Raw genomic sequence first — 23,278 nt, forward strand, 5'->3', positions numbered from 1 at the left:
TACCATAAAATTTAGATATTTTAAATCGTTTACACGGTCTATACCATCTAAGGCCCTAAGAAGAGATAACCTAGGAACATACTAATAAAAAATGAAAATAGACAAGCTAGACCAATCAATATCAGCCACCATTTTCTTGTTAAAATGGCGAGAATCAAATAAATAAAACCAATAATTGGTAGCAAGAATAACAAGACAAAGGCAGACCAACTATAGGTTTGACTTCCTAAACTCACAGTAAACTCAATCAATGTTGGAGACAACCACAAAATAGCAACAAGTAAACAACTTAGTTTTAGTATTTTATCACTTATTTCTACTCTCATAACATCACCTCTTTTGATGTTTATTCTACCTCTATTCTAACAAAGAAAGCGCTTTTTCTCAAATGATTCAGATGTCTTTCTTTGTAAATTATGGTATACTGAGGTATCAAACGAGGAAATTTTATGACCAACGAATTTATACATTATGAAAAAATCAGTCGCGGAACTTGGCAATCTTTACATCGTAAAACTACACCTCCTTTAACCGAGGAGGAATTGGATTCGATTAAGAGTTTTAATGACCAGATTAGTCTCCAAGATGTAACAGATATTTACCTGCCGCTAGCTCATCTGATTCAAATCTACAAACGCTCCAAAGAAGACCTAGCCTTTTCAAAAGGGATTTTCCTCCAAAGGGAGAGTAAAAATCAGCCATTTATTATCGGAATTTCAGGTAGTGTCGCTGTTGGCAAATCAACTACTAGCCGACTCTTACAAATTTTGCTTTCCCGTATTTTTCCAGAAGCAAGTGTTGAATTAGTGACAACTGATGGATTTCTGTATCCTAACAGTATCTTAAATGAGCGAAATATCCTAAACCGAAAAGGTTTCCCTGAGAGTTATGATATGGAAAGCTTGCTCGATTTCCTTGATCAACTTAAAAACGGTCAGGATGTAGATATCCCCGTTTATTCTCACGAAATCTACGATATCGTACCTGATAAAACACAAAGAGTCCAAGCAGCGGATTTTGTCATCGTAGAAGGTATCAACGTCTTTCAAACACCACATAACAGCCGTCTTTATATTACAGACTTCTTCGATTTTTCAATCTATGTAGATGCTGCAGTCGAGGATATCGAGAGCTGGTATTTGGACCGTTTCTTGAAACTTCTTAGCTTTGCACAAGATGATCCAAACAACTATTACTATCGTTTCACCCAGCAACCAATTAGTGAAGTAAAAGATTTTGCCCATCAGGTTTGGACAAGTATTAATTTGACCAATCTACAAAACTACATCGAACCGACCAGAAATCGGGCAGAAGTCATTCTTCATAAATCTAAAAATCATGAAATTGATGAAATTTATTTAAAAAAGTGATTTCCCCTTGTCAAAATAATAGTTTTCAGATATAATGGTATAGTTAGTAAATATGGAGGTAAGAACATTGGCAAACATTAAATCAGCTATAAAACGCGCTGAATTGAACGTTAAACAAAACGAAAAGAACTCAGCTCAAAAATCAGCTATGCGTACTGCTATCAAAGCTTTTGAAGCAAACCCATCTGAAGAACTTTACCGTGCTGCTAGCTCAGCCATCGATAAAGCAGAAACTAAAGGTTTGATCCACAAGAATAAAGCTAACCGTGATAAAGCACGTCTTGCATCTAAACTTGGTTAATCTTTAACTGGATACAAAATGAGCTCTTCGGAGCTTTTTTTGTGCGAATTTTTTAGGAGGATATCATGAAAATTACCATTATAGGATATTCTGGAGCAGGTAAATCAACTCTAGCAGAAAACCTATCTCGCTACTACTCCATTCCAAAGCTTCATATGGACACCCTTCAATTTCAGCCAGGTTGGGTAGACAGTGACCGCGATTGGATGTTAAAAGAGATGAGAGACTTTCTCACCGAACATTCCGATTGGGTGATTGATGGTAATTATTCATGGTGTTATTACGAGGAAAGAATGAAAGAAGCAGATCAAATCATCTTTCTAAATTTCTCTCGATGGAATTGTCTGCTTCGAGCCTTTAAGCGTTATCTTAAATACAAAGGAAAAGTCAGAGAAAGTAGGGCAGCTGGTTGTCAAGAACAATTTAATTGGGAGTTTATTCGATGGATTCTCTGGGATGGCCGAACAAATAATGCTAAGGAAAGATACCAAAAATTAAGTGATACCTACCCTGAAAAGATGCGTATTCTCCATTCTCAAGCAGAGATTGATTATTTCTTGCAATCTCTTAAAAAATAGACGATAGAGCAATATTTCATTAAAGCCAGCATAGACTGAATGACTAAAAAGGAAGATTTTCATCCAGAAAATCTTCCTTTTGTGTTCCTTTTTATTTAGCAATTAAGGTTTCTAGACCAACCTTCATCATATCGGTGAAGGTATTTTGACGTTCCTCTGCAGTTGTATCTTCATCTGGATTGACCAAACTATCTGAGATGGTCATAATAGCTAGAGCATCAACATGGTGTTGGGCAGCAAGATAGTAAAGGGCTGCTGCTTCCATTTCTACAGCTTTCACGCCCCATTTACCAAGCTCGATATTCTTTTCACCATAGTTTGAATAGAAAACGTCTGATGACAAGACATTTCCGACATGAGTAGTCATGCCAAGGTCTTTAGCAATGTGGTAAGCCTTATCTAAAAGATCAAAGCTAGCGATTTGTGGGAAATCGTATTGAGGCCAATCGTTGCGGATGATGTTTGAGTTGGTTGCAGCTGCTTGAGCCAAGACCAATTCACGGACGTGAACATCCTTATTCAAAGATCCAGCCGTTCCCACACGGATCAATTTCTTTACTCCGTAGTCGACAATCAACTCGCGCGCATAAATAGAGATGGATGGCATCCCCATTCCTGTTCCCATAACAGATACACGGTGACCTTTGTAAGTACCTGTGTAACCAAACATGTTACGAACTTCGTTAAAGCAAACAGCATCTTCAAGAAAATTCTCAGCGATAAATTTCGCACGAAGAGGATCCCCAGGAAGAAGAATTTTATCAGCAATTTCACCCTGCTTAGCAGCAATATGGATAGACATAATATAAGATACCAAGGGCGTTAAAGAGGCAAAGTAAAAATAGGAAATCCGACAAAGATGCTTCACATCTAGGAGGATTTATCTTTTTTACACAGCCTCTAGCCCGGGTTCAGTTTCAAACCCGAACTACCCTTCCTTTCATTTTTTATATACAGGACAGGCGACAGAGAACAAAGTAAAAATAGGAAACTGACGACGCATCGTAGATGCTAGACAGTTTATCTTTTTTACACAGTTCTCCGCCCGTATTCAGTTCAGCGAATACGGTTAACCTTTCCTTTCTGTGTGTATTTTTTGTTTAGAAAAGCTTTCCACTCGTGTTCAAATCTGAACACATGCTCTACCTTTCTTTATTAAATGATATTGATTATAAATTTAAAATATATTTTTGATTAGAAAAATTAGAGTATTCTTATTAATTTTCTATTATCCTTATCTTTGGTCGTAAGTATTTCTCCCAAGGGATTCGGTCCAGCATTTTAGCAAAACCAAATGCCAAGTAAGCAGTCACCAAAAGAAAAGGTATAGCCTCTAATGATTGACCAGTGAACCCCATTACCAATCCAGTTGCAGACAGGGGTGCCTTCAAGGTCACAGCTAAAAAGCAAACCGAACCTAATAGTAAGACTGCTGGCTGGTTGCCACCTCCTAGAATCATGGTCAAGAGTGCAGCTCCTGCAATCCCCAAGGCAAAAGATGGAGTCAAGGTACCGCCATAGGCACCTGCCCAAAGGGTGACTAAAACGACCGTGGCTTTCAAGACAAATAAGAGGATTACCGTCTTGGCATTACTACCGTTTAAAATCTCCTGAGCCATCATACGCCCGTTACCAAGTAGATGAGGCAAATGGCTAGCCAATCCAACAAGGAAAAGGAATGTTACAGGCAGAGTATAGAGTATCCGCTTGTCCTTTATTCTCTTTGAAGAAACTTGTTTGTTGAAGCGACTAAAAAGCCAAGCGAGTGGAGTCAGGAAAAGAACTAATAGGGGAACAAGCCACATATCACCTAGTGCCCAAATCATGGCTGGAATCTGGTAGAGAGCATGATCTGAAACAACAAAGCCTGCTGTAAAGGCTGATACATATGTAGTCAGACCGACCAAGAAAAAACGTTTGACAGATAAAGCAATTCCCAAGGTTTCAAAAACGAAAAACACACTCGTTAACGGAACCTGATAGACAGCCGCTAAACCCGCACCAGCTCCACAGGCAATGAGAAAGATTTGGTCCTTCACGGAGAGAGAAAAAATATTGGCAATAGGTCTTGCAAATAAAGCTCCAATCTCCCGCGGCGCAGCTTCCTTACCGATAGGCGCTCCTCCTCCAACTGCAACAATCTGCCAAATTGAATGAACTAGCTGTTTTAAAAAATGAAGTTTGTATTGTGATGTTTCATCTTTCATCTGCGCTTTGATGGAAAAAATCTTTGCATTTCTTTGCAAGGAATACCAGACCAAGGCAGAACTGACACCCACGATGATTAAACTGAAGCCTATTCGTGATGAGGCAACACCATCTGTCAAGAATCCAGTGTTATGCTCTGTCTGACCAAAAGCAATCCCTTCAACCAGCTCTAAAAGATAATGGAGCAAAATTCCGAATATACCTGAAACTAGCCCTAGCATGATGACCGCTAGAACTAATTTGAGGTTATATGGGATCTTCTGAAGACTCCTCCTCAACTCATGTATCATGATTATAATTCAGCAAGAATCGCTTTCAGCAATCCTTTGAAGTCGCCTTTGACGCGTTCTGTCACTTCCACTACTTCTTCGTGGTTGAGTTCTTCTTGGAAACCAGCAGCATGGTTAGTGATACATGAAATTCCTAGAACTTTCAAGCCTGAGTGGGCTGCCACAATAACTTCAGGAACAGTTGACATACCGACAGCATCTGCACCAAGAGTCTTATATGCACGGATTTCAGCTGGAGTTTCATAAGTTGGACCTGTCACACCGATATAAACACCATCATCCAGTTTAATGCCCAATTTGTCTGCTACTTGATGAGCAGTCTCACGGTATTCTGGAGTGTAAGCTTTCGACATATCAGGGAAACGCGGACCAAAGTCATCCAAGTTTTCACCAATCAATGGGTTTTGACCAGTCATATTGATGTGGTCAGTAATAGCCATCAAGGTACCAGGACCGAAGCCGATACCTCCAGCAGCGTTGGTTACAATCACTCCTTCACATCCCAAAACTTTCATGACACGAACTGGGAAAGTCACCACTTCAAGAGGATTTCCTTCGTAGAAGTGGAAACGACCTTGAAGAGCCAAGACTTTACGTCCAGCAAGATCACCATAAACCAATTTACCAGCATGTCCGACTACTGTGGATTGACCCCAGTTTGGAATGTCAGAGTAGTCTACTACGACTGCATTTTCGATTTCTTCAGCCAATTCTCCAAGACCTGATCCAAGGATTAGACCGAACTTAGGTGCTTGGATTCCCTTGTCTTTCAGGAAGGCAGCTGTTTCATTGATTTTATCTAAAAATGTCATTGTGTGTCTCCTTTATTAGTTTTTTAGCATTTGACCGATTTTGTCAAAAGTTTTAGCATTACGAATGGTGATTTGGCGGTAGAAAGGCATCTTGAGTAAGTATTTGTGATAGGCTGTTTCGTAGTATGATTCTTCAGAGAATTTCCCCCAGAAAATCCCAAGTCTTCCAAAATGAACGACTTCATCTTCCAGTTCAAAACTGTTCACTTTCTCGATGACTTGATCCACATCCAAGCCCTCAGTGTAAAAGAGCACATCCTTTCGAGCCATCTCATGATTCCACCAATCAGGAAGATTTCTAAGGTCCTCTTCATAGTCTTCGTAAGACAACAAGGAAAAACTCTGAATAAATGGATAACGTCTTTCAAAGAAAGCCTGTAAATTCTCTATTAATTTAGTTCTAGGCACAATGCTATTAAAGAAAATATTGCCACTGTTGATGTAGGTTTCAACCTTTTCCAATCCCAACTCTGTCAGTTCTTGACGAAGTTGCGCCATGACAACCTTATTTTTCCCACCGACATTAATGCCCCGAACAAGTAAAGCATATCGCGTCATCTTATACCAATTTATCTAAGAAACTTTCACCTATCATGGCTTTTTCAACACCAAAGTTCTCTGCAATCGTTGCTGAGATGTCAGCGAAGTGTCCAACTGGAATTAATCCATTGCCTTTAAAGGATGGACTGTATGCCAAAAGTGGAATATATTCACGAGTATGGTCAGTACCAGCGTAGGTTGGGTCATTTCCGTGGTCAGCAGTAATCAAAAGAAGATCGTCTTCTCTCATTGCTGCCATAATTTCTGGTAAGCGCTCATCAAACTCATGCAAACAATCACGATAGCCGTGTGGATCACGACGGTGTCCATATAAAGCATCAAAGTCTACCAAGTTTGTGAAGGAGAACCCTTTTTCAAATTCAGGAAGTCCCATAGTCTTCAATAGTGTATCAATTCCATGACTATTTGACTTATTGTGACCCATATCGTGGTTGATACCAGCACCGTTGAAGATATCGTTGATCTTACCAACTGCATAGGTGTCGATACCAGCTTCATTCAATTTGTCCAATACAGTTGGAGCAAATGGAGATACAGCCAAGTCACGACGGTTAGCCGTACGAGTGAAGTTTCCAGGCTCACCAACATAAGGACGAGCAATGATACGACCTAGAAGAGCTGGCCGTTCCAAAGTGATGGAACGAGCATATTCACAGATACGGTAGAGTTCATCCAAAGGAATGATGTCTTCGTGAGCTGCGATTTGAAGAACTGGGTCAGCTGATGTATAGATGATCAACTCGCCAGTTTCCATTTGGCGTGGTCCGAAGTCATCGATAACAGCTGTTCCTGAGTATGGTTTGTTGGCTTCGCGGATGACCTTGCGACCTGAGAATTCTTCGATTTTTGTCAAGATTTCTTCTGGGAATCCATTCCAGAAAGTATCGAAAGGTTCAGTGATATTGAGCCCCATGATTTCCCAGTGACCTGTCATGGTATCTTTACCTAGAGATACCTCTTCAAGCTTAGTCGCATAACCTGTTGGATTGCTCTCAGCTGGAACAGTCTTCAAGGCTTGTTCACGAGGGATGTTTCCAAGACCAAGTTTTGCCATGTTTGGTACATTCAAACCTACTGATTTTGAAATGTGTCCAAGCGTGTCTGATGCTCCATCAGGTACACCAGCGTTGACAAAGTTATGAGCATCTGGTGCTGCACCGATTCCTACAGAATCTAGTACCACCAAGTGAATACGATTAAATTTTGGCATAGTGTGTCTCCTTTTATTTTGATTATTTTGCTTTTGTTGAAGTTAAAATCTGAACGCCCTCTTGTCCAGCAACGATGACCTTATCCACCATTTGGTTAAACAATCCATGCTCGACGACACCAACAACATGGTCCAATTCTTGTCCAAGAGCAATTGGGTCTTCAATCACTTCCAAGGCGAGGTCAATGATAAAGTTCTGCATATCCGTCACAAAACGTTGGCCATCCTTTTCGCGGAAGCTCGGTTTATAGCTAGCTCGCTCAAATCGACGGAAGACCTGTTCGGCACCATATTGAACAACTTCTACTGGTAATTTAAAGGCACCGAGTTTCTCTACTAGCTTACTTTCATCAACTACCCAGATATATTCTTTAGATGGAGTTGCGACAACCTTTTCCATGAGAAGGGCCCCACCACCGCCTTTGATTCCGTTAAACTGACTGTCTACTTCATCTGCACCATCAACTGTCAGGTCTACAAAGTCCACTTGATCAATTGACTTAAGAGGAATATTGAGTCCTTCTGCCTGCTTGCTGGTCACACTAGAAGTCGTTACAGCTGTAATCTGCAAGCCCTCTTCCTTGATACGACGACCTATTTCTTCTACGAAATAGTAGGCAGTTGAGCCTGTTCCAAGCCCGACAACCATACCATCTTTGACGAACTCGGCAGCTTTAATCCCTGCCATTTTTTTCAGATTTTCCACTTATACACCTCCAAATAGAGCTACTTCTATTATATCATGAATACGCTTCAAATTCATCCTTGTACTAGAAAAACCCGAACATTTTATTTCGGGTTTTGTGATGTTTATTTAACCATATCAGGGTCATAGTCATAAAATCCAGTATCCAAGAAACGATTTTTAGGATGGAGCTTGCGAACTTCTTCATCAAGCAAGAAGGCCTGGTCATGAGTAAAGTTCCCTTCTTGAATCAAATTGCGCGCTTGTATAAAGAGTTTTGCAATTTCTACAAAATTTTGGCCTGGAGTGTAGAGACCTTCCAGTTTCCAGTGGGTAAATCCATGTTCTACCAACTCAGTCAACTTGGTCATCAAATCAAGGTCATTGTTAGCAAAGATATGAGTTCCATGATTGTCTTCAAAAATAGAATAATGGCTCTCTGGGTCACTTGGCTCAGCCAAGAACAAGTCACGTTGACGAGATTTTTCATCATCAATCTGTGTGAAATTGTAGTAGTTTTGCAAGAGCGGACGCTTCGAATGGTGGATAACACTAGCACCGTATACCAAGATCTCAGCAGGAATTTCTAAAATTTCAGGCATTTTGAAAAGTTCTGCAGATGGGATTTCACGCGCCAAAACTGCTTCTGACGCTCCTGCTTTTTGTCCCCAGAAGTTAATCTGACGACTGCTTGTGACCATGGTTGACGCATCGTAAATCGTTTTGAAAGAATAGTTATCACGGTTAACCACATAAAAGACACCTGCGTCCCCAACTGTGATATAGTCCGTTTTGATTTCTTCTAAAAAGTCCAAGAATGGCTTGATACGGTCCATCATGTCTTGGTGCATAAGAGCATTGACCGCAACGATTAATTCCTTACCGGCATCATGAACAATTTTTGAGATTTCACGCAATTCTTCATGACTAAAGGTCGTTGGCAAACGAAGACCAAAATCTTTCTCACCGACATAAATGCGGTCGACACCAGCTTCAAGTAGCTGTTTTACTTGTTCAATACTTTCAGCAGTTGCTGTAATGATAATCTTTTCCATAGAGAAAATTATACCACATTTCCAAAAAATCAGCTATATAGAAAAGTGGATCTTGTTAGTCCAAATTTTAAAAAAAGTGAACCGTACCAATAACAGTTCACTTTTTAGATTTATGCTTGTGTCTTTTCAACAAGTCGTCCGTCATTCATCACATAAATACGGTCAACCTTATCTAGTAAGCGAGTATCATGTGTGATCATGACAACACCCCTGCCTTGCTCATGGGCAATTGAAGCCAGCATATCCGTAACCTGGTAAGCACGTTGTGTATCCAAGCTAGCTGTCGGCTCATCTGCAAGCACGATACTAGGATTATTATAAAGGGCTCTAGCAATTGCAGCTCGTTGGCGTTCACCACCAGAGAGAGCTTTGGGGTAGTGATTTTGAACCTTTTCCAAATCCAACAAACTAAATAACTCTTGTCGGTTACTTTTTACAGATTTCTTTTTATCCAAACGATCAATTAAATCTAGTTGCTCCTTTACTGTTAAAAATGGAATCAGATTTGAAGCCTGGAGGATAAAACCAAATTCTCTGAAGCGCAAATCCGTTTTTTCTTTTTCAGATAAATGCCCAGTCTCTTTTCCCTTTACCAGAATCTTTCCACTTGAAGCTTCTTGAAGTTGGCCTAGAGTCGTTAAAAAAGTTGTTTTACCTGATCCAGAAGGCCCCACAATTGCTACAAACTCCCCAGCGTTTAGCTGAAAATTGGTCTCATGGAGAGCTGTAACTTTCATATTGCCTTCGCCATAAGTTTTTGTCACTTGAATCATCTCAATTAATGTCGTCATATCATTCTCCTTATCATTCTGCGATCGCTGTAATTGGATCTACTTTAAGTAGACGCGGAAGCGAAATGGCGCCACCTAGTAGTGCCATCAAGCAAATGACCAGGCTTAACACAAAGTATGCTAACCAACTAGGGTAGAAAAAGAAGGTTGCAGGTAAGACTAAAATGACAGCCCAAATGGCTAATAAAGCCAATCCTATACCCAAACCAGATAAAAGAAAGATTTGGCAGAAAAGGGACCATACGATGGATTTTATCTGAATCCCTTGCGCTCGCATAATTCCATAGAGGCCTAATTTTTGAATGGTAATGATGTAGATAAAAATTCCTACAATCAGACCTGTAATGACAATCATAGCTAGAATCATTCCTGAGAATACATTGACCTGAGGGGTATAGCCAGGAATTTTCGAAATCATTTTTTGAATAGAAATCTGCTTCAAACCATCGCCAGTCACTTCTACATCATTTTGCAATACCAATGCAGAGATCGAACGATTGCCTTTTGTTGTTCCTTGTAAATCCCAATACGTTGTTAAACTTGTAAAGACAACAGGCTCCGTGAAAAATTTATTTTCTCTGGTCAAACCTACAATCTTAAAACTTGTCTCACTTCCGTTGAGTTGAATAGCGTCCCCGAGTTTGATGCCGTAATTTTCAAAAGACTGATCCACTACCACTTCTTGGTCATTTTCTGGGTAACGCCCTTCAATCAAGCTTGGCGAGATAAAACTGTCCCACTCTTGACCAAAAATAGAGACATTCATCTTGTCACTACTATTAACAAGGTTTGTCACCGCAAACATGTAGCTTAGGGGAACAGAATCCTCAGACACTTTATCTTTGTAGTCTTTCTCTGGTATAAAGGATGCAGTCAAATTATCATTTGCATAATCAGATAGCACAACTCCTGTTGCTTGCCAATTATCAATAGCAGCCCTGTTATTTCGAACAAGCCCGAGAGCCAAACTGGTCATAAAAAAGACCATAAAAGCAATGAGAAAAATGGTTGTTAGAATTAAACTGTAACGCAGTTTATTCTGTAAAATTTCTTTGATAGCAAGATACATGCCAATCTCCTTTAAGTATTCTGTTGTCGAGGGAACAAATCACCTCTTTACCATAGCACTAAAGATAGAAAACTATCTCGTCATGAACAACTAGAATCAATTTAAAAGAATCCTGTCCTTACTTCAAAATTGAATTTATTTGCATCTGTGTATGATTTTTATTCGTTTTATGCATCAAATTTCCCCTCGTTGAAATAAGAGAAAAATAATAAAGTTTAAACGGTTTACTCATCCTATCATTTTCCCAACAGCATGTCAAGAAAACCGAAATTGGCCTTGATAACAGATTTTATGCAATTTGTAACAATCCTGTAATAATTCTCTCTTTAAAAAATGATAAAATAGTAATGTACTGTTAAGGAGAGAAATATGCCCGCAAGAAAACTACACCCGTATGAGTTAGAACAAGAAAGTATAAAAACTGCTCAGTTTCAAGATTATGTCCCAGAAAATACTTCTGTTGCTAGTGTAAAGGAAGTCCTATTTTTTGCAAACATTGCTTGCTTCTGTATCTTTTTAGCTATCTTTAGCTTTATGTTCTTATCGCTTAAATTGAACACTGTTTTATCATTTGCTTTGGCTATCGGCCTCAGTCTTGTAGCTTTACAATTTCAGCGCACTTTTATCAAGAAAAAATTCAAATAAAAACCTTCGATGAATCGAAGGTTTTTTTATTTATTCTTTCGTTTTGATGGTGTTGTGATAGCTATCTTGACTTCAAAAATTGTTCCGTTAGGTTTGTTATCTTTCACGCTGATAGAGCCTTTTAAGGCATCGACGATCTGCTTAGCTAAAGACAAGCCTAAACCGAAACCACCCTTTTGCCGTGTACGTGCCTTATCCACGCGATAAAAACGATCAAAGATTTTCTTTTTATCGGCTGCAGAAATACCGATCCCATTATCAGCTACCGTTAGATAGAGGCTTCGTTCTTTCGTTGAAATCTCAAAATATATCTCTCCTTCTTCTTCAGTATACTTGACCGCATTGTCAAACAGAATGGTCATCAATTGCTTGAGGAGGAGTTTATCTGTGATAATGGTGCGATGAACACGATTTTGGAAACGAAAAACACGATTATTCTCGGACCCAATCATCTCATAGTTAGTAAAGGTTGTATTAAAGAAGTCTGGCTCTACCTCTCCAAACTCAGGCTTGATTCCATCATCTCTACGTGCCAGATTGAGAAGGTTAGTCGTTAGAAACTTCATATTTCGAACTTCTTCCAAACTAGATGCGATACTCTCACTTGACTCCATAATAGTCGCCTCTGGTTTTCTAAAAAGAGTTTCCAGACGGTTCTGAAGAACTGCCAACGGAGTTCGTAATTCATGACTGGCATTTTCCACAAAGCTTTTCTGCTTTTGCATACTTTCAAGTAAGGGTTTAACACTGACACGTGCAAGATAGAGACTGGCTAAGATAGATAGAATCCAAAAACTTGCCATCACCACCACGATTAACTGCTCGTGGTTTTGACTAATTTGCTCTAGTTGGCTTGTGTTAATCAGGATAGCAGCATACTTAATATTAGTCGAAACAGAATCAATATTCATTTCCGTTAAGACCACCCGATAAATCTCATCCTGGCCGTAGCTATTCACAACATGAAGTTGTCGGATATGGTTTAAATCCTTTTTATTGAAAGTTATTCTGTCTAATCCCAAAAAGCGATTGCCAGTCACTAATTGATTCAAATTTGAATCTAGCAAAATCACTTCAGTATTGGAACTCACATTTGGCTTTTTATCAGAAGCTGAAGCGACACTGCCACTATCTAAATCCTTAACGTCTTCAGTTGCACGATTGACGGCCAATTGAATGATGTCCTGAGGATTGTTGCTGAGAGATAGGAGTTTCTCATCCACCGATGTGTAGAGACTGGAGTGCATAACCTGCAATATAATCAAGGTCATGGCAGAGAAAATTAGGGTGAATACTCCAAAATTACGGATAAAGTAGCTAAAATCTTCTGCGTACCAATTCTTTTTTAATTTCTTAAACATGTTTTAAAATATACCCAACACTACGCAAAGTTTGGAGATTTTCAGCAAAGGCTGAACCTTTCAATTTCTTACGAACTTTTGATACATAAACTTCTACTACGGAGATGGTTGTATCACTGTCAAATCCCCATAAACGGTCAAAGATTTGGGTTTTTGGTAAGATGACATTTTGGTTTTGGAGGAAATAGACCAAGAGTTCAAATTCTTTACCAAGGAGCTCAACAGAGGCATCTTGAACCTTAACTTCATTAGTAGATAGATTGACTGTTAAATCACCGTACGTTAAGGTATTTTCGTTAAATTTCCCTGATCGTTTGAGGAGGGCCTGAATACGCATCTTGAGTTCTTCTAGATAAAATGGTTTGGTTAGATAATCATCTGCTCCCAGCTCAAACCCATGTCCTTTGTCATCAAGACTTTCCTTGGCTGTCATGATGAGAACTGGAGTCGAAACACCTTTTTCACGTAGTTCTTTTAAGACTTGGAAACCATTTTTTTCTGGTAACATCAAGTCCAATAGAATCAAGTCATAGACGCCACTTTCAGCCTCGTAGAGACCTTCTTCGCCATCAAATACCTGCATAACATCTGCAAAATCATCCAAAAAATCAAAGACTGAATTTGACAGGCCTAGGTCATCTTCCACTAATAGAATTTTAATCATCAAAAATTCCTCCTTATTATATCCATTATAGCAAAAATATCTTAAAAAAAACTCAACTTTCCTTGTTTTTCTAAGAGAAAGTTGAGTTTTTATATACTATTTAGTCAAGAAGTTTTTAAGCCTTACCATATTGTGCAACAACTGCTTCAACTGCTGCTTTCTCACGTTTAATCAATTCAACGCGAGCCGCGATATCCTTGATACCCATGCTGATATTACGGCTAAGGGCAAGATCAGAAAGTTGTGGTTCAAAGAAGGCCTTATACTCTGCCAAACGTTGTTCTGTTTTAAAGATGTGTGATGGGAAGATAACAAAGCTATCAAAGCTCATATCTCCACCAAGGGCTGCCTTGATCCAATCCCAGTTTTCACGAGCCCATACCCAAACAGTTTCTTGGGTAGCTTGGTGTCCAAGGAATTGGAGATACCATGCTGAAAGGTCTTGTGGTTTCACAACAAATTTGTCTTTCCAAGTTGCAAGAAGAGTTTGGATGTTTTCTGCATCTGTACTGTATGCAAGCGCAGCTGCTAATTGACGTTTGAAAACTGCATCTGTTGCATGAGTGTATAGGTCTAGGTAAGTTGCAACCAAGTCCTTAGTCTCATTGTGTTTAATCTCATTGATGAGGACTTGAGCACGAATGGCTGCTGGAAGTCCTGCAAGTTTTTCTTTATGGGCTGCAAAGATTTGACTTGCTACCTGACTAGCTTCTTCATCATTTGAACGAATCATCATAGAAATGGTCAATTGACGAACCAACTCATCCTCATCTGATTCTCCGTCTTTCGCTTCAAAACCAAGTCGTTCATAGTTGTGACGGGCCAATTTAGCAACCAGAGTGTTAAAGGCTTTCTCAGCTTCTGTTCCTTCATCGATAAAGCGCTCAAGGGCACCAATAACCTGAGAAACTGCAGCAACAACCAGGTAAGACTCTTCCTTAGCAAGTTTATCAAGTACTGGCAACAAGTCTGCATATGATACATGTCCTGCTTCAGCAAGCAAACGACGTTCTTGGACGATTTGAAGCTTACTTGTGTTATCAAGTTCAACTAATTCTGAAAGAATAGCATCCAGTAATTCACCTTGATAGTCAGTAATGTAGTGGGCAGTATTTTCAGTGTTGAGGCGAAGAGCTGTTTTGTTTTCAGCAAGAAGCGCTGCATAACCTGGAATTTCGATGCTTTCAGTTTCGAGAGTATCTGGCAAGCCTTTCCAATTACTGTTAAGAGGCACTACCCAGAGACGATTCTTGTCTTCGTGTTCACCGATGAAGAATTGTTTTTGTGAGATCTTCAAAACATCATTTTCAACTGTAGCAGTCAAAACTGGATAACCAGGTTGCTCCAACCAAGAATCCATAAAGGCTGCTACATCACGGCCTGATGCTTGACCAAGGGCATTCCAAAGGTCACGACCAATAGTGTTTCCGTATTGGTGTTTTTCAAAGTAAGCATGCAAACCTTTAGCAAAATCAGCATCTCCTAGCCAACGACGAAGCATGTGCATGAGACGGCTTCCTTTAGCATAAACGATAGCAGAGTCAAAGAGTGTATTGATTTCATCTGGGTGTTTGACTTCAACGTGAACAGACTGAACACCATCTGTCGCATCACGTTTCAAAGCAGATGGAACGCCACTTGTTTGGAAATCTTCAAAGATATTCCAGCTTGGCTCAATCGCATCTACACAGACGTATTCCATCATGTTGGCGAAGCTTTCGTTGAGCCAGAGGTCATCCCACCATTTCATAGTTACGAGGTTACCGAACCATTGGTGAGCAAGCTCGTGGGCAATGACGAGGGCTACTTGTTGACGGCTGGCAAAGGTAGAGTTCTCATCCACAACCAAGTAGACTTCACGGTAGGTTACGAGACCCCAGTTTTCCATAGCACCAGCTGAGAAGTCAGGAAGGGCGATATGAAGAGATTGAGGGATTGGATACTTGACTCCGTAGTAGTCTTCGTAAAATTCGATAGAACGAACAGCGATGTCTAGTGAAAAATCAAGATTTGAAAGTGGATGGGCCTTGGTTGAGTATACACCTACCAAGGTACCATTTTTAGTTGTAGCAGTTACCCCTTGCAAATCACCAGCTACGAAAGCTAGCAAGTAAGAAGACATACGAGGTGTAGTTTCGAACTTCCAGATACCAGTTTCTTTGCGGTTTTCAACATCGATTTCCGGCATGTTAGACAAGGCAAGTTCACCTTCTGCTTGGTCAAAACGAAGAGCTAGGTCAAAGGTTGCTTTAGCTTCTGGCTCATCCACGCATGGGAAGGCTTCGCGGGCAAAGTGGCTTTCAAACTGAGTCGACAAAACTTCCTTCTTAACCCCATCAACTGTGTAGTATGATGGATAGATTCCTGTCATGTTGTCTGTGATTTTACCTGAAAAAGCAATAACCAATTCAACTGAACCTGCTTCTGTAAGATCGATATGAAGAGCTTCGTTTTCGTTATCAACTGTAAATGGACGAGCTTGTCCTGCTACTTCAACAGAAGCAATTTCCAAGTCTTTTTGGTGAAGGGAAATACGGTCACTTTTAGCTTGACCAGTAATGGTTACTTTTCCTGAAAAAGTCTTGGTCTCACGACTCAAGTCTAAAAATAAATCATAATGTTCAGGAACAAATTTTTCGATATAATGTTCTACTGCTTGCATCATATTCTCCTATTCTAAATTTCTGAGCGAATGCTCTAGTTCAAACATACCTATTTTATCATATTTTTAGTCAGAAAAAAGCTTTGGACAGTGATTTCCAAAACTTTCTTCCTTAGAGTAGTCTAGAGAGGATAAACCTTGCGAAATTCTTCTAAAACCACCTTGCTGTCAGGTGTAAACGTCAGACCTGCTTCCTCCAGCCACTCCGTGAAAAACTCCTCATGAACCTGACGCCAATAAGCCAGAGATTTGTCTCCTTCACCTTCCTTATAGGCATGGTCGGCCGACACTTGATGAAAAGGCTGAACAGAAACCTTTGTAACTTCGACGATACAGACAGCTTGATTTTGACTGTCTAAAATAACATCAAAGGTTCCTTCTTTGGGAAGGGGTTCGTCCTCTAGTGCGTAAAGGTCGTAGGCTGAGGTAGTTGCTGTTTTTTCGCCTTTAAGCACCAAATCTGCCAGAAGATCTGCTTCCACTCCAAAAGCCCAGGCGTCTATCTCATCTCCGATAGAGGGGTTGATTTTCTTGTAGGCATTCCACATTTCTTGAGGTGTCATGGGTTCTCCTTTGTAATTTTTTACTTTCTTCTTTTATACTTTTAAGATGGTCTGGATGGTCAATTTCTAAATCAAAAATCTCTGGAATAGAGCTGTAATGAAGAATACATTCGATACCCATCTGATTCATTTTTTGTATGAAAGAAGGATTCAGATAGCCTGCTATAGCAAAATCAATCTTTTTCATCCTTGTTTTATCCTGCATCTGTCTCAGCATATCTAGCATTATTGGACTTTCCATATCATGCCATTGACTGTTTCTCACAGTTGCAAAAATAAAAGAAGTTAAATCATTCATTCCAACTACAATCTTTGAAATGCCCGTTTCCAGTATCCTGTCCAAGTCGAAATAAGCTGATGGTAATTCAATCATCGTGCCGACTTTCCCGGTAAAACCATACTGACGCAATACTGTAATAGCTTGTTTTAATTGTTCGGCATCATTGACAAAAGGAAAAATAACAGACAGATTGGGATTGGTTTGAAAAACTTCTGTAACAACATTTGTCTCAGCCTGAAATTCATCTGGACACGCCAACAAACGCCTGATACCTCTGTATCCAAATAAGGGGTGGCGTTCGTTAAAATACTCTTTAGTCCCGTCTAGACTATTTGCTTCTGCATTTGTTAACTCTGAAAAGCGATACCAGACTTCTTCATCTGAGTACAAATGACAAATAGTGTCTAGATAATCTTTCACAAATTGCTGACAATTTGGTAATAGTATGTTTTGGTTTAGTTCTCTCAACAAGTATTCCCCACGAATCAAGCCGACGTGGTGCAATAAATGGGGATAAACTTTTTCAACAATTTTTTCGCCACTAAGAGCTAGTTGATTTTGCATGTTTTACCTTCCAATTCATGTAAGAGGTCTTGTCCAATTCTGGAAATCCTCGTAACTCTGCCTTCACCTTTAATACTAAAGGCGAGGCATTTTCTTCGGTCATCTGCTCAAGAGGAAGCCAAATTGCATTTGCTGAATCATTACTTCCATCAAGAACCTCCTGAGGAAGGGATTTTTGAGAGTCCTCGAAATCGAGCACTACATCATAAAAGGCCATGATATGGTGTACGGCGAAGTCTCGCCCTTCTTCATGAACCAGCACATCATAAATCCTAGGATTTGAATACTGGCTAAGCATATAACCCGTCTCTTCCAGAGCTTCTCTCTTGAGGGTTTCCGTCAACCCCTCACCGAGTTCCTGGCTACCACCTGGTAGGTCAAAACGATGCTGATAGGGGCCTCTTGTTTTTTCAATGCAAAGCAGTTTCCCATTCTCATAGCAAATGCCATAGACACCAAAGTGTTTTTTGATTTCCATATTCTACTCTTTTCTAAAAGTCCAAGATCAATAACTTACCTTATCCCTTAAAAGGAAAAAGGCTATAAATTTCATGCTCCTTGATATACTTCTTTAGCCATTTCCTCTTGATCATCCAGATAAAGTAAATAGGCCAAACGATTCAGTGATTCGAGATAGCTAGCTTGGGTCTTCTTATTTTTTTTAGGGATCCGGTTTAAATACGATACTAACTCGACATCATTTTCAACCTCTTCGATTAGTTCTTTCACATTCATTTCTTTTCTCCTATCCAACTCACTTTTTGTTATTGAAAAAGGCTTTTCTAAGGTCAATCTTACCGAAGTAGATATTTTTTTGCTGTCGCTTGGACGTCTGGGGAAAGGTAGCGCTCTATCAAGTCACCTGTCCCTACAATATATTCCTCCAGAGGGACATCTTCTCTTTGTTTCCAAAAATTTGAAAAAGCGAAATAGAACTCCAAAAACTCCGTCAAACTTGCGCTGAGTTTATAGAAGTTAGGATCTCCAGGACTGCCCGCGTAAACTGGAGAACTGTCATCTTTCATATCACAGAAAAGAATATCATCTGTATCTGTAGTAGCAAATATCTGGTATTGCCCTTCACTAAACTGAAGAATATCTTGTAAGGCCCAACATTCGACTGTCCTTGTAGGAGAATCTAATGCCAACAAAATGATATTAAAATTTTGATTAGCAAAAAATAAATCCTCATTGAACACTATATGTTGATAATAATCAAGTAATTCTCCTGTCAAATCTGAGGACTGGATCCTTAATTTTTCGTTTGAAAAACTCACTGGTTGGGGAATAAACGTTGTTTCCTTATAGAGTCTAATGATCTTTTTTAATACAGTCACTACTGTCATTTTTCTCTCCTTGGTCATTCCTCTTCCGTCTCCTTTAAGAATTCAAGCCATATCTTCAGGTCTGGATTTATGTCATGCGCTATCTCAGCATGCTTCCTATAATCCATATCCAAGTAGCCTTGTTCATTCCGGAAAATAATACCTTGTTCATAACAGTTTTTAAGAGCTGTGAGCATAGATTCTAATGACCGGTATTCGACCTGGGCCTCTTCTTCAAATACATAAAAACCAAGAATTTGACCCTGAGCTTCTGGAGCCAAGTTCATGGCATAAAAATCTCCCCCTCCACTGGCAAAAATTGGGAACCAAGACTTGCCCCAAGCATCCGTTTCTCTTAGTTCTAAGTAGGTCTTGATACTCTCTTCCAGAGACATCAAATAGAAACCAGGAAAAAATGCCAGCTCACCGAGTGTGATTCCCTCACTATCTTCTGAACCTTTTCTCCAAGTATAAAGAGCACGCAAGTCCTGCGTTGGCTGCAATGGTATTTCCTCAAACAATTCTTGAATCTGTTGAGAAGATATTCCCGGATTTAGATGGTCTAAACAAGAATGATCTAGCCGTTGGAGACATTTTTCGACCTCATTTAATAATTGGGTGATCATTTCCATTTGTTCTCCTTGCCTTGTAAATCATTAGAGACGAGTTCCTTCGTCCCTAGAAAAGAGCTTGCGATTATTCAATCCCATCCTCTTTATTATACTCTATCATGCATTTGACTGCATATTCTACCCATTCCCAAAAATCGTTAAACTCTTTTCGTTGCTCCCAGCCTTCGGCAGCAAAATCATGAATGAGTTGGACCTTATTGCCCTTTCCTATTTCAAAACAAGCTGTATCATCACAATCTCCTCTTTTAGCAAATGGAATCAACTTTCTGCTTGGGTACCTTTCCTGCAATCCCTCATACAAAGACAGGGCCCATTCTGAATCCAACAGATACCAACAATCAAAATCAACTAAATTAAGTTCGATACATTTTTTAAACGATTCAGGATACTGAAATATCCTTTCGTCCAGTAAATAGTTTTTCATTTCTTATTTCTCCTTTTAGAAGCATTTTCTACTGATCTATATAGATTTATAAACACATTACAAAGGCAAGTTTAACCATTTAGAATCATCAAACCATTCTTTCTTATCTATCCGCTATTCTGCGTAAGTACTCTTCCCAGGTGAGGATTATAAACCTTAAATAGATAATCCTCACTCAGCTAATTCTTGAGTTTAGGCTGTCAACTACTCTTAAAATACGCGACCTCGAAGTCCATAAATTTCATTCTTAAATTCAAAGGAAAATAGATGACTAGTCTAAGATGGACAAATAAGAGACTAAAATATCCTTTACCAATTCTAGAAAGGCAAATTTATTTCTTGGCTCTTTTGAAGCCAAGCCAAATTCATATTCAAAAAAATGCTCAACCACTTCATCTCCAGCCTGTATAACATCCTCAATGGTCTCAAGCACTTGCTTCTGCTTCTCTTCTTCTAGGCTCAAGAAATCCTCTTTCACAAATGCATCAAATACTGTAAGGACATCTTCCTTTTTACTCATATCAAAAGGATATAGAAACTCTGCCTCTTCACTTGTAACAACATTACTTTCTATGGACATCATTAGATTCCATAATACTAAATAGTGCCTATGAAAATTATCTCTACTTTTCAACTTTTCCCCCAATTTTTGCGAAATATCCTTTACTGAACAGGTTTAGACTAGCATTCTGGACTATTACTTACTTTATTGAGAAATCCTCCCCTTTGACCATCATCCCTTCCTAATCTCAACTAACTAGTAGTATTATTTTAAAACTTCTCCCGAACGAATATAAGCTTTAAAGAAGTTTTTAGGAACAGAGGCAATCTTAGGTGTAATAGATAAGCCATAGTTTGCAAAATCTAAAGCAAGCTTCTTAGAATCGATGGCATCATAATACTCAACATACAATCTGCATAAGTTCACTTTGGTAATAGAGAATTGTTTTAACAACCAATCCTTCTCAAGATCCTTCTCGGGATCTATGCTCGAAAATACGGTAGGATAGGATGAATACTGAGCAGTAAAATCGATGGCCTCTTGGACAGCCTTTTCCAATTCAGCTTGATCCATGCCATTTCTATGATCGATAGAACCTAATCGAGTCCTTAAAGCACAATCCACTTCTTCTAACAGTCCCGATTCCAGAAAGAGGGGATGAATGCCAATATTCACGAAATAAGCAGTCCCATCTGATTTTCGTTGAAAATAGATCACCGTGTAAAAATCATGATCAATTTTATAATAGTTATGGGTTCGCTTTAGTCGCGAAAAGCCATTTTTTACGAAAAGTTCTTTGGCCTCTTTCATTTCATTACCTCTATTTCTAACAGAATGTGGGGAGTTCCTCATTGCATTTTCCTAGGAATCTAAATGGATATAGTTTATCCCTACAACTTTCCCATTCTCAATATTGTATTGTTTCACTGTATCTATGTAGCCAATCAATCCTTCATCACTAATCTCTTCTAGCGTTGCTGGTACTATGTTGTCTTTTAGTTTAAAATCTCTAGCTTTATTCAAATCACCTACATCTTCAATAGATGCCCAAAAAAGCATATATTCATCGCAATAAAAATAGATCTGTTCATCATAGAACTCCGGTATTTTACAGAACTCAGCTCCATCACTTTGCCTTTCCAAGGCTTCACTATCTCGATAAACAAAGTAGGTCTTTTTCATCTTCATTCTCCTTTGATATTAATGGGAGGGATTATTCGCAATTCGTTAAACTTACTGATATGCATTTCTAATCTAACAAAATGCTTTATCAGCGTCTCCATAGTCAATGATAGTCATCTCTTCAAGTGAAATCTTCATTCCTCTTCCATGCTCTACTTCAGCGTCCACTCTAAATAATAAGCCAAAAATACAATCGGATGACGTCTGTTCGGAGAGCAGATAGATCGCCATTAACTGCCCCATCATGGATAGTTCCGAAAAGATTCGTTTTTCAGCTAACTCATACCAATAAGCAGATGACCCAAGCATATGAACGATTTTTTCTTTGTAGTCATTGGCCATTACTTCATCTGCTAAAGCAAGCCCATCCGACAAAACCAGGCGAATAGAATCGTGTTGCTCTGGTATAAAAACGCTCATTTCAAGATCATCATCAAATTTTATAGCTTCTAGATTCACGTGTTTCCCCCTCTTAGCAGTCTTTTCCCCACAATTAGCTTCGATTCCACGGGATGTTGACAATTTCCATCCATTCTACCCAACTAGTCTAAGATCGTTCCTAGAATCATCTTATTTTGCTCGAATATCTGAAATTCATCCATCAAATAGGGTAAAAAGTCATCAAGCAAGGGATGGCTAAGCCCGTCGATTGGGAACCCTCTTTTCTGACGTTCTTTTAATAAAATCAAGATTTCAATTGGGAAATACTGCCATAGTAAGGTATTGAATTCAACTAAATGACTGTCTTTGGCGTTCGCTAAATGATAATCACACATGGATATAATTGTTTCTCTAAAAACGTCAACATCCTCTGAAAAAATAGTTTCCATAACCTGTTTATAGGCATCATTCACATTATGATAAGGGTTCGAGTCCAAGGGTTTATATTTAGCATCACAGGCATTTTCGAGCAAGCTAGCTAACCGGTCTCCCTGTCCATTTCCATAAAGGAAAACAACTAAAGGCATTAAACTTTTTGATGAAAAGAAAATAGGTTTCTTCCTTTTTTCAACTTGAGCATCTTTAAAATAAACTAATTTATCAATTAAAAATTCGACATAAGTATCATCTAAATAGGCAAGTGTAAATAAGATATTCAAACAAATATCTGTATCAAAGTTTGAGCCCCCTTTAGCTAAATATTTAGCAGAAGCCATATCTGCCATTACAGAACAAAAACAGCCGTTCAATAATAACTGGTAGTTTTCAGATGTTTTACTTTCTATAAAATTAGAGACTAGAGGATACGAACTTATAGAATCAATCATATCTATATGATCATACAGGTATGATCTTATCTCACCATTTTCTTCGTAGTTAATTTTAACGCTTTTCTTATCAGATTTTAGAGCTGTTAAAATGGCTTCAGTATTAGATAGGTTTTCTGGCTCTAAGTGAAAATCTCTCGCCTTCAGTATTTTATTTTTTATAGCAGTTAATTTCCTTTTTTGATTTGAAAGTGTTTTATTCATATTGACTTCTAAAATTTCATTTCTTACACTTAACTACCACTGTTTTTTGAAGTACATCTCTTCCTGCATTCC

The 23,278-nt window shown here is 39.0% G+C and carries 28 protein-coding genes and 1 pseudogene; 4 read left to right on the forward strand and 25 right to left on the reverse strand.

Annotated features, from left to right (window positions below; all coding sequences use genetic code 11):
* Positions 1-47 precede the first annotated feature (47 nt).
* On the reverse strand, positions 48-326 hold the full coding sequence (locus HMPREF9423_RS07450; RefSeq protein ID WP_006148719.1) for a hypothetical protein: 279 nt from the start codon (positions 324-326) through the stop codon (positions 48-50).
* 123 nt (positions 327-449) lie between these two features.
* Between HMPREF9423_RS07450 and coaA the strand changes: the two genes are divergently transcribed.
* The 3 genes from coaA to HMPREF9423_RS07465 all read left to right on the forward strand — a co-directional run bounded on the left by coaA (position 450) and on the right by HMPREF9423_RS07465 (position 2,249).
* Positions 450-1,370, forward strand: coding sequence for a type I pantothenate kinase (gene coaA / locus HMPREF9423_RS07455; protein ID WP_006148720.1), 921 nt, complete (start codon positions 450-452; stop codon positions 1,368-1,370).
* Between the two features lie 52 nt (positions 1,371-1,422).
* Positions 1,423-1,671 carry a 30S ribosomal protein S20 gene (gene rpsT, locus HMPREF9423_RS07460; protein ID WP_006148721.1) on the forward strand — a complete coding sequence of 83 codons (249 nt, stop codon included), beginning with the start codon at positions 1,423-1,425 and terminating at the stop codon, positions 1,669-1,671.
* A gap of 65 nt (positions 1,672-1,736) precedes the next feature.
* On the forward strand, positions 1,737-2,249 hold the full coding sequence (locus HMPREF9423_RS07465; RefSeq protein ID WP_006148722.1) for a DNA topology modulation protein: 513 nt from the start codon (positions 1,737-1,739) through the stop codon (positions 2,247-2,249).
* A 91-nt stretch (positions 2,250-2,340) separates the two neighbouring features.
* On the opposite strand, the gene deoD is transcribed toward HMPREF9423_RS07465, so the two are convergent.
* The 9 genes from deoD to HMPREF9423_RS07510 all read right to left on the reverse strand — a co-directional run bounded on the left by deoD (position 2,341) and on the right by HMPREF9423_RS07510 (position 10,930).
* Positions 2,341-3,051, reverse strand: a complete 711-nt coding sequence (deoD, locus tag HMPREF9423_RS07470; RefSeq protein ID WP_006148723.1) for a purine-nucleoside phosphorylase — start codon at positions 3,049-3,051, stop codon at positions 2,341-2,343.
* A 415-nt stretch (positions 3,052-3,466) separates the two neighbouring features.
* The gene (locus tag HMPREF9423_RS07475; protein ID WP_006148724.1) at positions 3,467-4,747 is read right to left on the reverse strand and encodes a chloride channel protein; all 1,281 of its coding nucleotides are present in this window, start codon (positions 4,745-4,747) and stop codon (positions 3,467-3,469) included.
* A gap of 2 nt (positions 4,748-4,749) precedes the next feature.
* A complete protein-coding gene (locus tag HMPREF9423_RS07480) occupies positions 4,750-5,559 on the reverse strand; it encodes a purine-nucleoside phosphorylase (protein WP_006148725.1) in 810 nt (269 codons plus the stop codon).
* A 15-nt stretch (positions 5,560-5,574) separates the two neighbouring features.
* Positions 5,575-6,117 carry a DUF1697 domain-containing protein gene (locus tag HMPREF9423_RS07485; RefSeq protein WP_006148726.1) on the reverse strand — a complete coding sequence of 181 codons (543 nt, stop codon included), beginning with the start codon at positions 6,115-6,117 and terminating at the stop codon, positions 5,575-5,577.
* A 1-nt stretch (position 6,118) separates the two neighbouring features.
* Complete coding sequence (locus tag HMPREF9423_RS07490) at positions 6,119-7,330, reverse strand: phosphopentomutase (RefSeq protein ID WP_006148727.1); 1,212 nt, start codon at positions 7,328-7,330, stop codon at positions 6,119-6,121.
* Positions 7,331-7,352: 22 nt separating this feature from the next.
* Positions 7,353-8,036 carry a ribose-5-phosphate isomerase RpiA gene (gene rpiA, locus HMPREF9423_RS07495; RefSeq protein WP_006148728.1) on the reverse strand — a complete coding sequence of 228 codons (684 nt, stop codon included), beginning with the start codon at positions 8,034-8,036 and terminating at the stop codon, positions 7,353-7,355.
* A gap of 104 nt (positions 8,037-8,140) precedes the next feature.
* Complete coding sequence (locus tag HMPREF9423_RS07500) at positions 8,141-9,070, reverse strand: peptidase U32 family protein (protein ID WP_006148729.1); 930 nt, start codon at positions 9,068-9,070, stop codon at positions 8,141-8,143.
* Between the two features lie 110 nt (positions 9,071-9,180).
* Positions 9,181-9,861, reverse strand: a complete 681-nt coding sequence (locus HMPREF9423_RS07505) for an ABC transporter ATP-binding protein (protein ID WP_006148730.1) — start codon at positions 9,859-9,861, stop codon at positions 9,181-9,183.
* Between the two features lie 13 nt (positions 9,862-9,874).
* Positions 9,875-10,930, reverse strand: coding sequence for an ABC transporter permease (locus HMPREF9423_RS07510; protein WP_006148731.1), 1,056 nt, complete (start codon positions 10,928-10,930; stop codon positions 9,875-9,877).
* 369 nt (positions 10,931-11,299) lie between these two features.
* Here HMPREF9423_RS07510 and HMPREF9423_RS07515 point away from each other — a divergent pair, with 369 nt between their 5' ends.
* Positions 11,300-11,575: a DUF3270 family protein gene (locus HMPREF9423_RS07515; RefSeq protein ID WP_006148732.1), complete on the forward strand. Its 276-nt coding sequence runs from the start codon at positions 11,300-11,302 to the stop codon at positions 11,573-11,575.
* Between the two features lie 26 nt (positions 11,576-11,601).
* Here the strand turns inward: HMPREF9423_RS07515 and HMPREF9423_RS07520 are convergent, their stop codons facing one another.
* From HMPREF9423_RS07520 to HMPREF9423_RS07590, 15 genes and pseudogenes are all read right to left on the reverse strand, one after another.
* The gene (locus tag HMPREF9423_RS07520) at positions 11,602-12,936 is read right to left on the reverse strand and encodes a sensor histidine kinase (protein ID WP_006148733.1); all 1,335 of its coding nucleotides are present in this window, start codon (positions 12,934-12,936) and stop codon (positions 11,602-11,604) included.
* On the reverse strand, positions 12,929-13,600 hold the full coding sequence (locus HMPREF9423_RS07525) for a response regulator transcription factor (RefSeq protein WP_004253103.1): 672 nt from the start codon (positions 13,598-13,600) through the stop codon (positions 12,929-12,931). The genes HMPREF9423_RS07520 and HMPREF9423_RS07525 overlap by 8 nt, the downstream gene beginning before the upstream one ends.
* 115 nt (positions 13,601-13,715) lie before the next feature.
* Positions 13,716-16,262 (reverse strand): M1 family metallopeptidase, encoded by a 2,547-nt coding sequence (locus HMPREF9423_RS07530; protein WP_006155684.1) that lies wholly within the window; start codon positions 16,260-16,262, stop codon positions 13,716-13,718.
* 122 nt (positions 16,263-16,384) lie between these two features.
* On the reverse strand, positions 16,385-16,825 hold the full coding sequence (locus HMPREF9423_RS07535; protein WP_006148735.1) for an ASCH domain-containing protein: 441 nt from the start codon (positions 16,823-16,825) through the stop codon (positions 16,385-16,387).
* Positions 16,767-17,669, reverse strand: a complete 903-nt coding sequence (locus HMPREF9423_RS07540; RefSeq protein ID WP_006148736.1) for a putative PEP-binding protein — start codon at positions 17,667-17,669, stop codon at positions 16,767-16,769. The genes HMPREF9423_RS07535 and HMPREF9423_RS07540 overlap by 59 nt, the downstream gene beginning before the upstream one ends.
* The gene (locus tag HMPREF9423_RS07545) at positions 17,647-18,147 is read right to left on the reverse strand and encodes an NUDIX hydrolase (RefSeq protein ID WP_006148737.1); all 501 of its coding nucleotides are present in this window, start codon (positions 18,145-18,147) and stop codon (positions 17,647-17,649) included. Before HMPREF9423_RS07545 ends, HMPREF9423_RS07540 begins: the two co-directional genes overlap by 23 nt.
* Positions 18,148-18,233: 86 nt before the next feature.
* Positions 18,234-18,404, reverse strand: a pseudogene (locus HMPREF9423_RS07550) (DUF6707 family protein); the annotation flags it as partial.
* A 59-nt stretch (positions 18,405-18,463) separates the two neighbouring features.
* Positions 18,464-19,015 carry a hypothetical protein gene (locus HMPREF9423_RS07555; protein WP_006155669.1) on the reverse strand — a complete coding sequence of 184 codons (552 nt, stop codon included), beginning with the start codon at positions 19,013-19,015 and terminating at the stop codon, positions 18,464-18,466.
* A gap of 14 nt (positions 19,016-19,029) precedes the next feature.
* Entirely contained in the window at positions 19,030-19,626 is a 597-nt protein-coding gene (locus tag HMPREF9423_RS07560; RefSeq protein ID WP_006148740.1) for an SMI1/KNR4 family protein, read from the reverse strand.
* A gap of 64 nt (positions 19,627-19,690) precedes the next feature.
* Positions 19,691-20,050, reverse strand: coding sequence for a hypothetical protein (locus tag HMPREF9423_RS07565; protein ID WP_006148741.1), 360 nt, complete (start codon positions 20,048-20,050; stop codon positions 19,691-19,693).
* A 271-nt stretch (positions 20,051-20,321) separates the two neighbouring features.
* Positions 20,322-20,684 carry a hypothetical protein gene (locus HMPREF9423_RS07570; protein ID WP_233419433.1) on the reverse strand — a complete coding sequence of 121 codons (363 nt, stop codon included), beginning with the start codon at positions 20,682-20,684 and terminating at the stop codon, positions 20,322-20,324.
* A 132-nt stretch (positions 20,685-20,816) separates the two neighbouring features.
* Positions 20,817-21,362 (reverse strand): DUF4304 domain-containing protein, encoded by a 546-nt coding sequence (locus HMPREF9423_RS07575; protein ID WP_006148743.1) that lies wholly within the window; start codon positions 21,360-21,362, stop codon positions 20,817-20,819.
* A 51-nt stretch (positions 21,363-21,413) separates the two neighbouring features.
* Positions 21,414-21,734 carry a hypothetical protein gene (locus HMPREF9423_RS07580; RefSeq protein WP_006155674.1) on the reverse strand — a complete coding sequence of 107 codons (321 nt, stop codon included), beginning with the start codon at positions 21,732-21,734 and terminating at the stop codon, positions 21,414-21,416.
* Positions 21,735-21,806: 72 nt separating this feature from the next.
* Positions 21,807-22,256: a hypothetical protein gene (locus HMPREF9423_RS07585; protein WP_006148745.1), complete on the reverse strand. Its 450-nt coding sequence runs from the start codon at positions 22,254-22,256 to the stop codon at positions 21,807-21,809.
* A gap of 20 nt (positions 22,257-22,276) precedes the next feature.
* Positions 22,277-23,206, reverse strand: coding sequence for a hypothetical protein (locus HMPREF9423_RS07590; protein ID WP_006148746.1), 930 nt, complete (start codon positions 23,204-23,206; stop codon positions 22,277-22,279).
* Positions 23,207-23,278 lie beyond the last annotated feature (72 nt).

This window comes from Streptococcus infantis ATCC 700779 (assembly GCF_000187465.1).
GTDB classification, from domain to species: Bacteria; Bacillota; Bacilli; order Lactobacillales; family Streptococcaceae; genus Streptococcus; species Streptococcus infantis.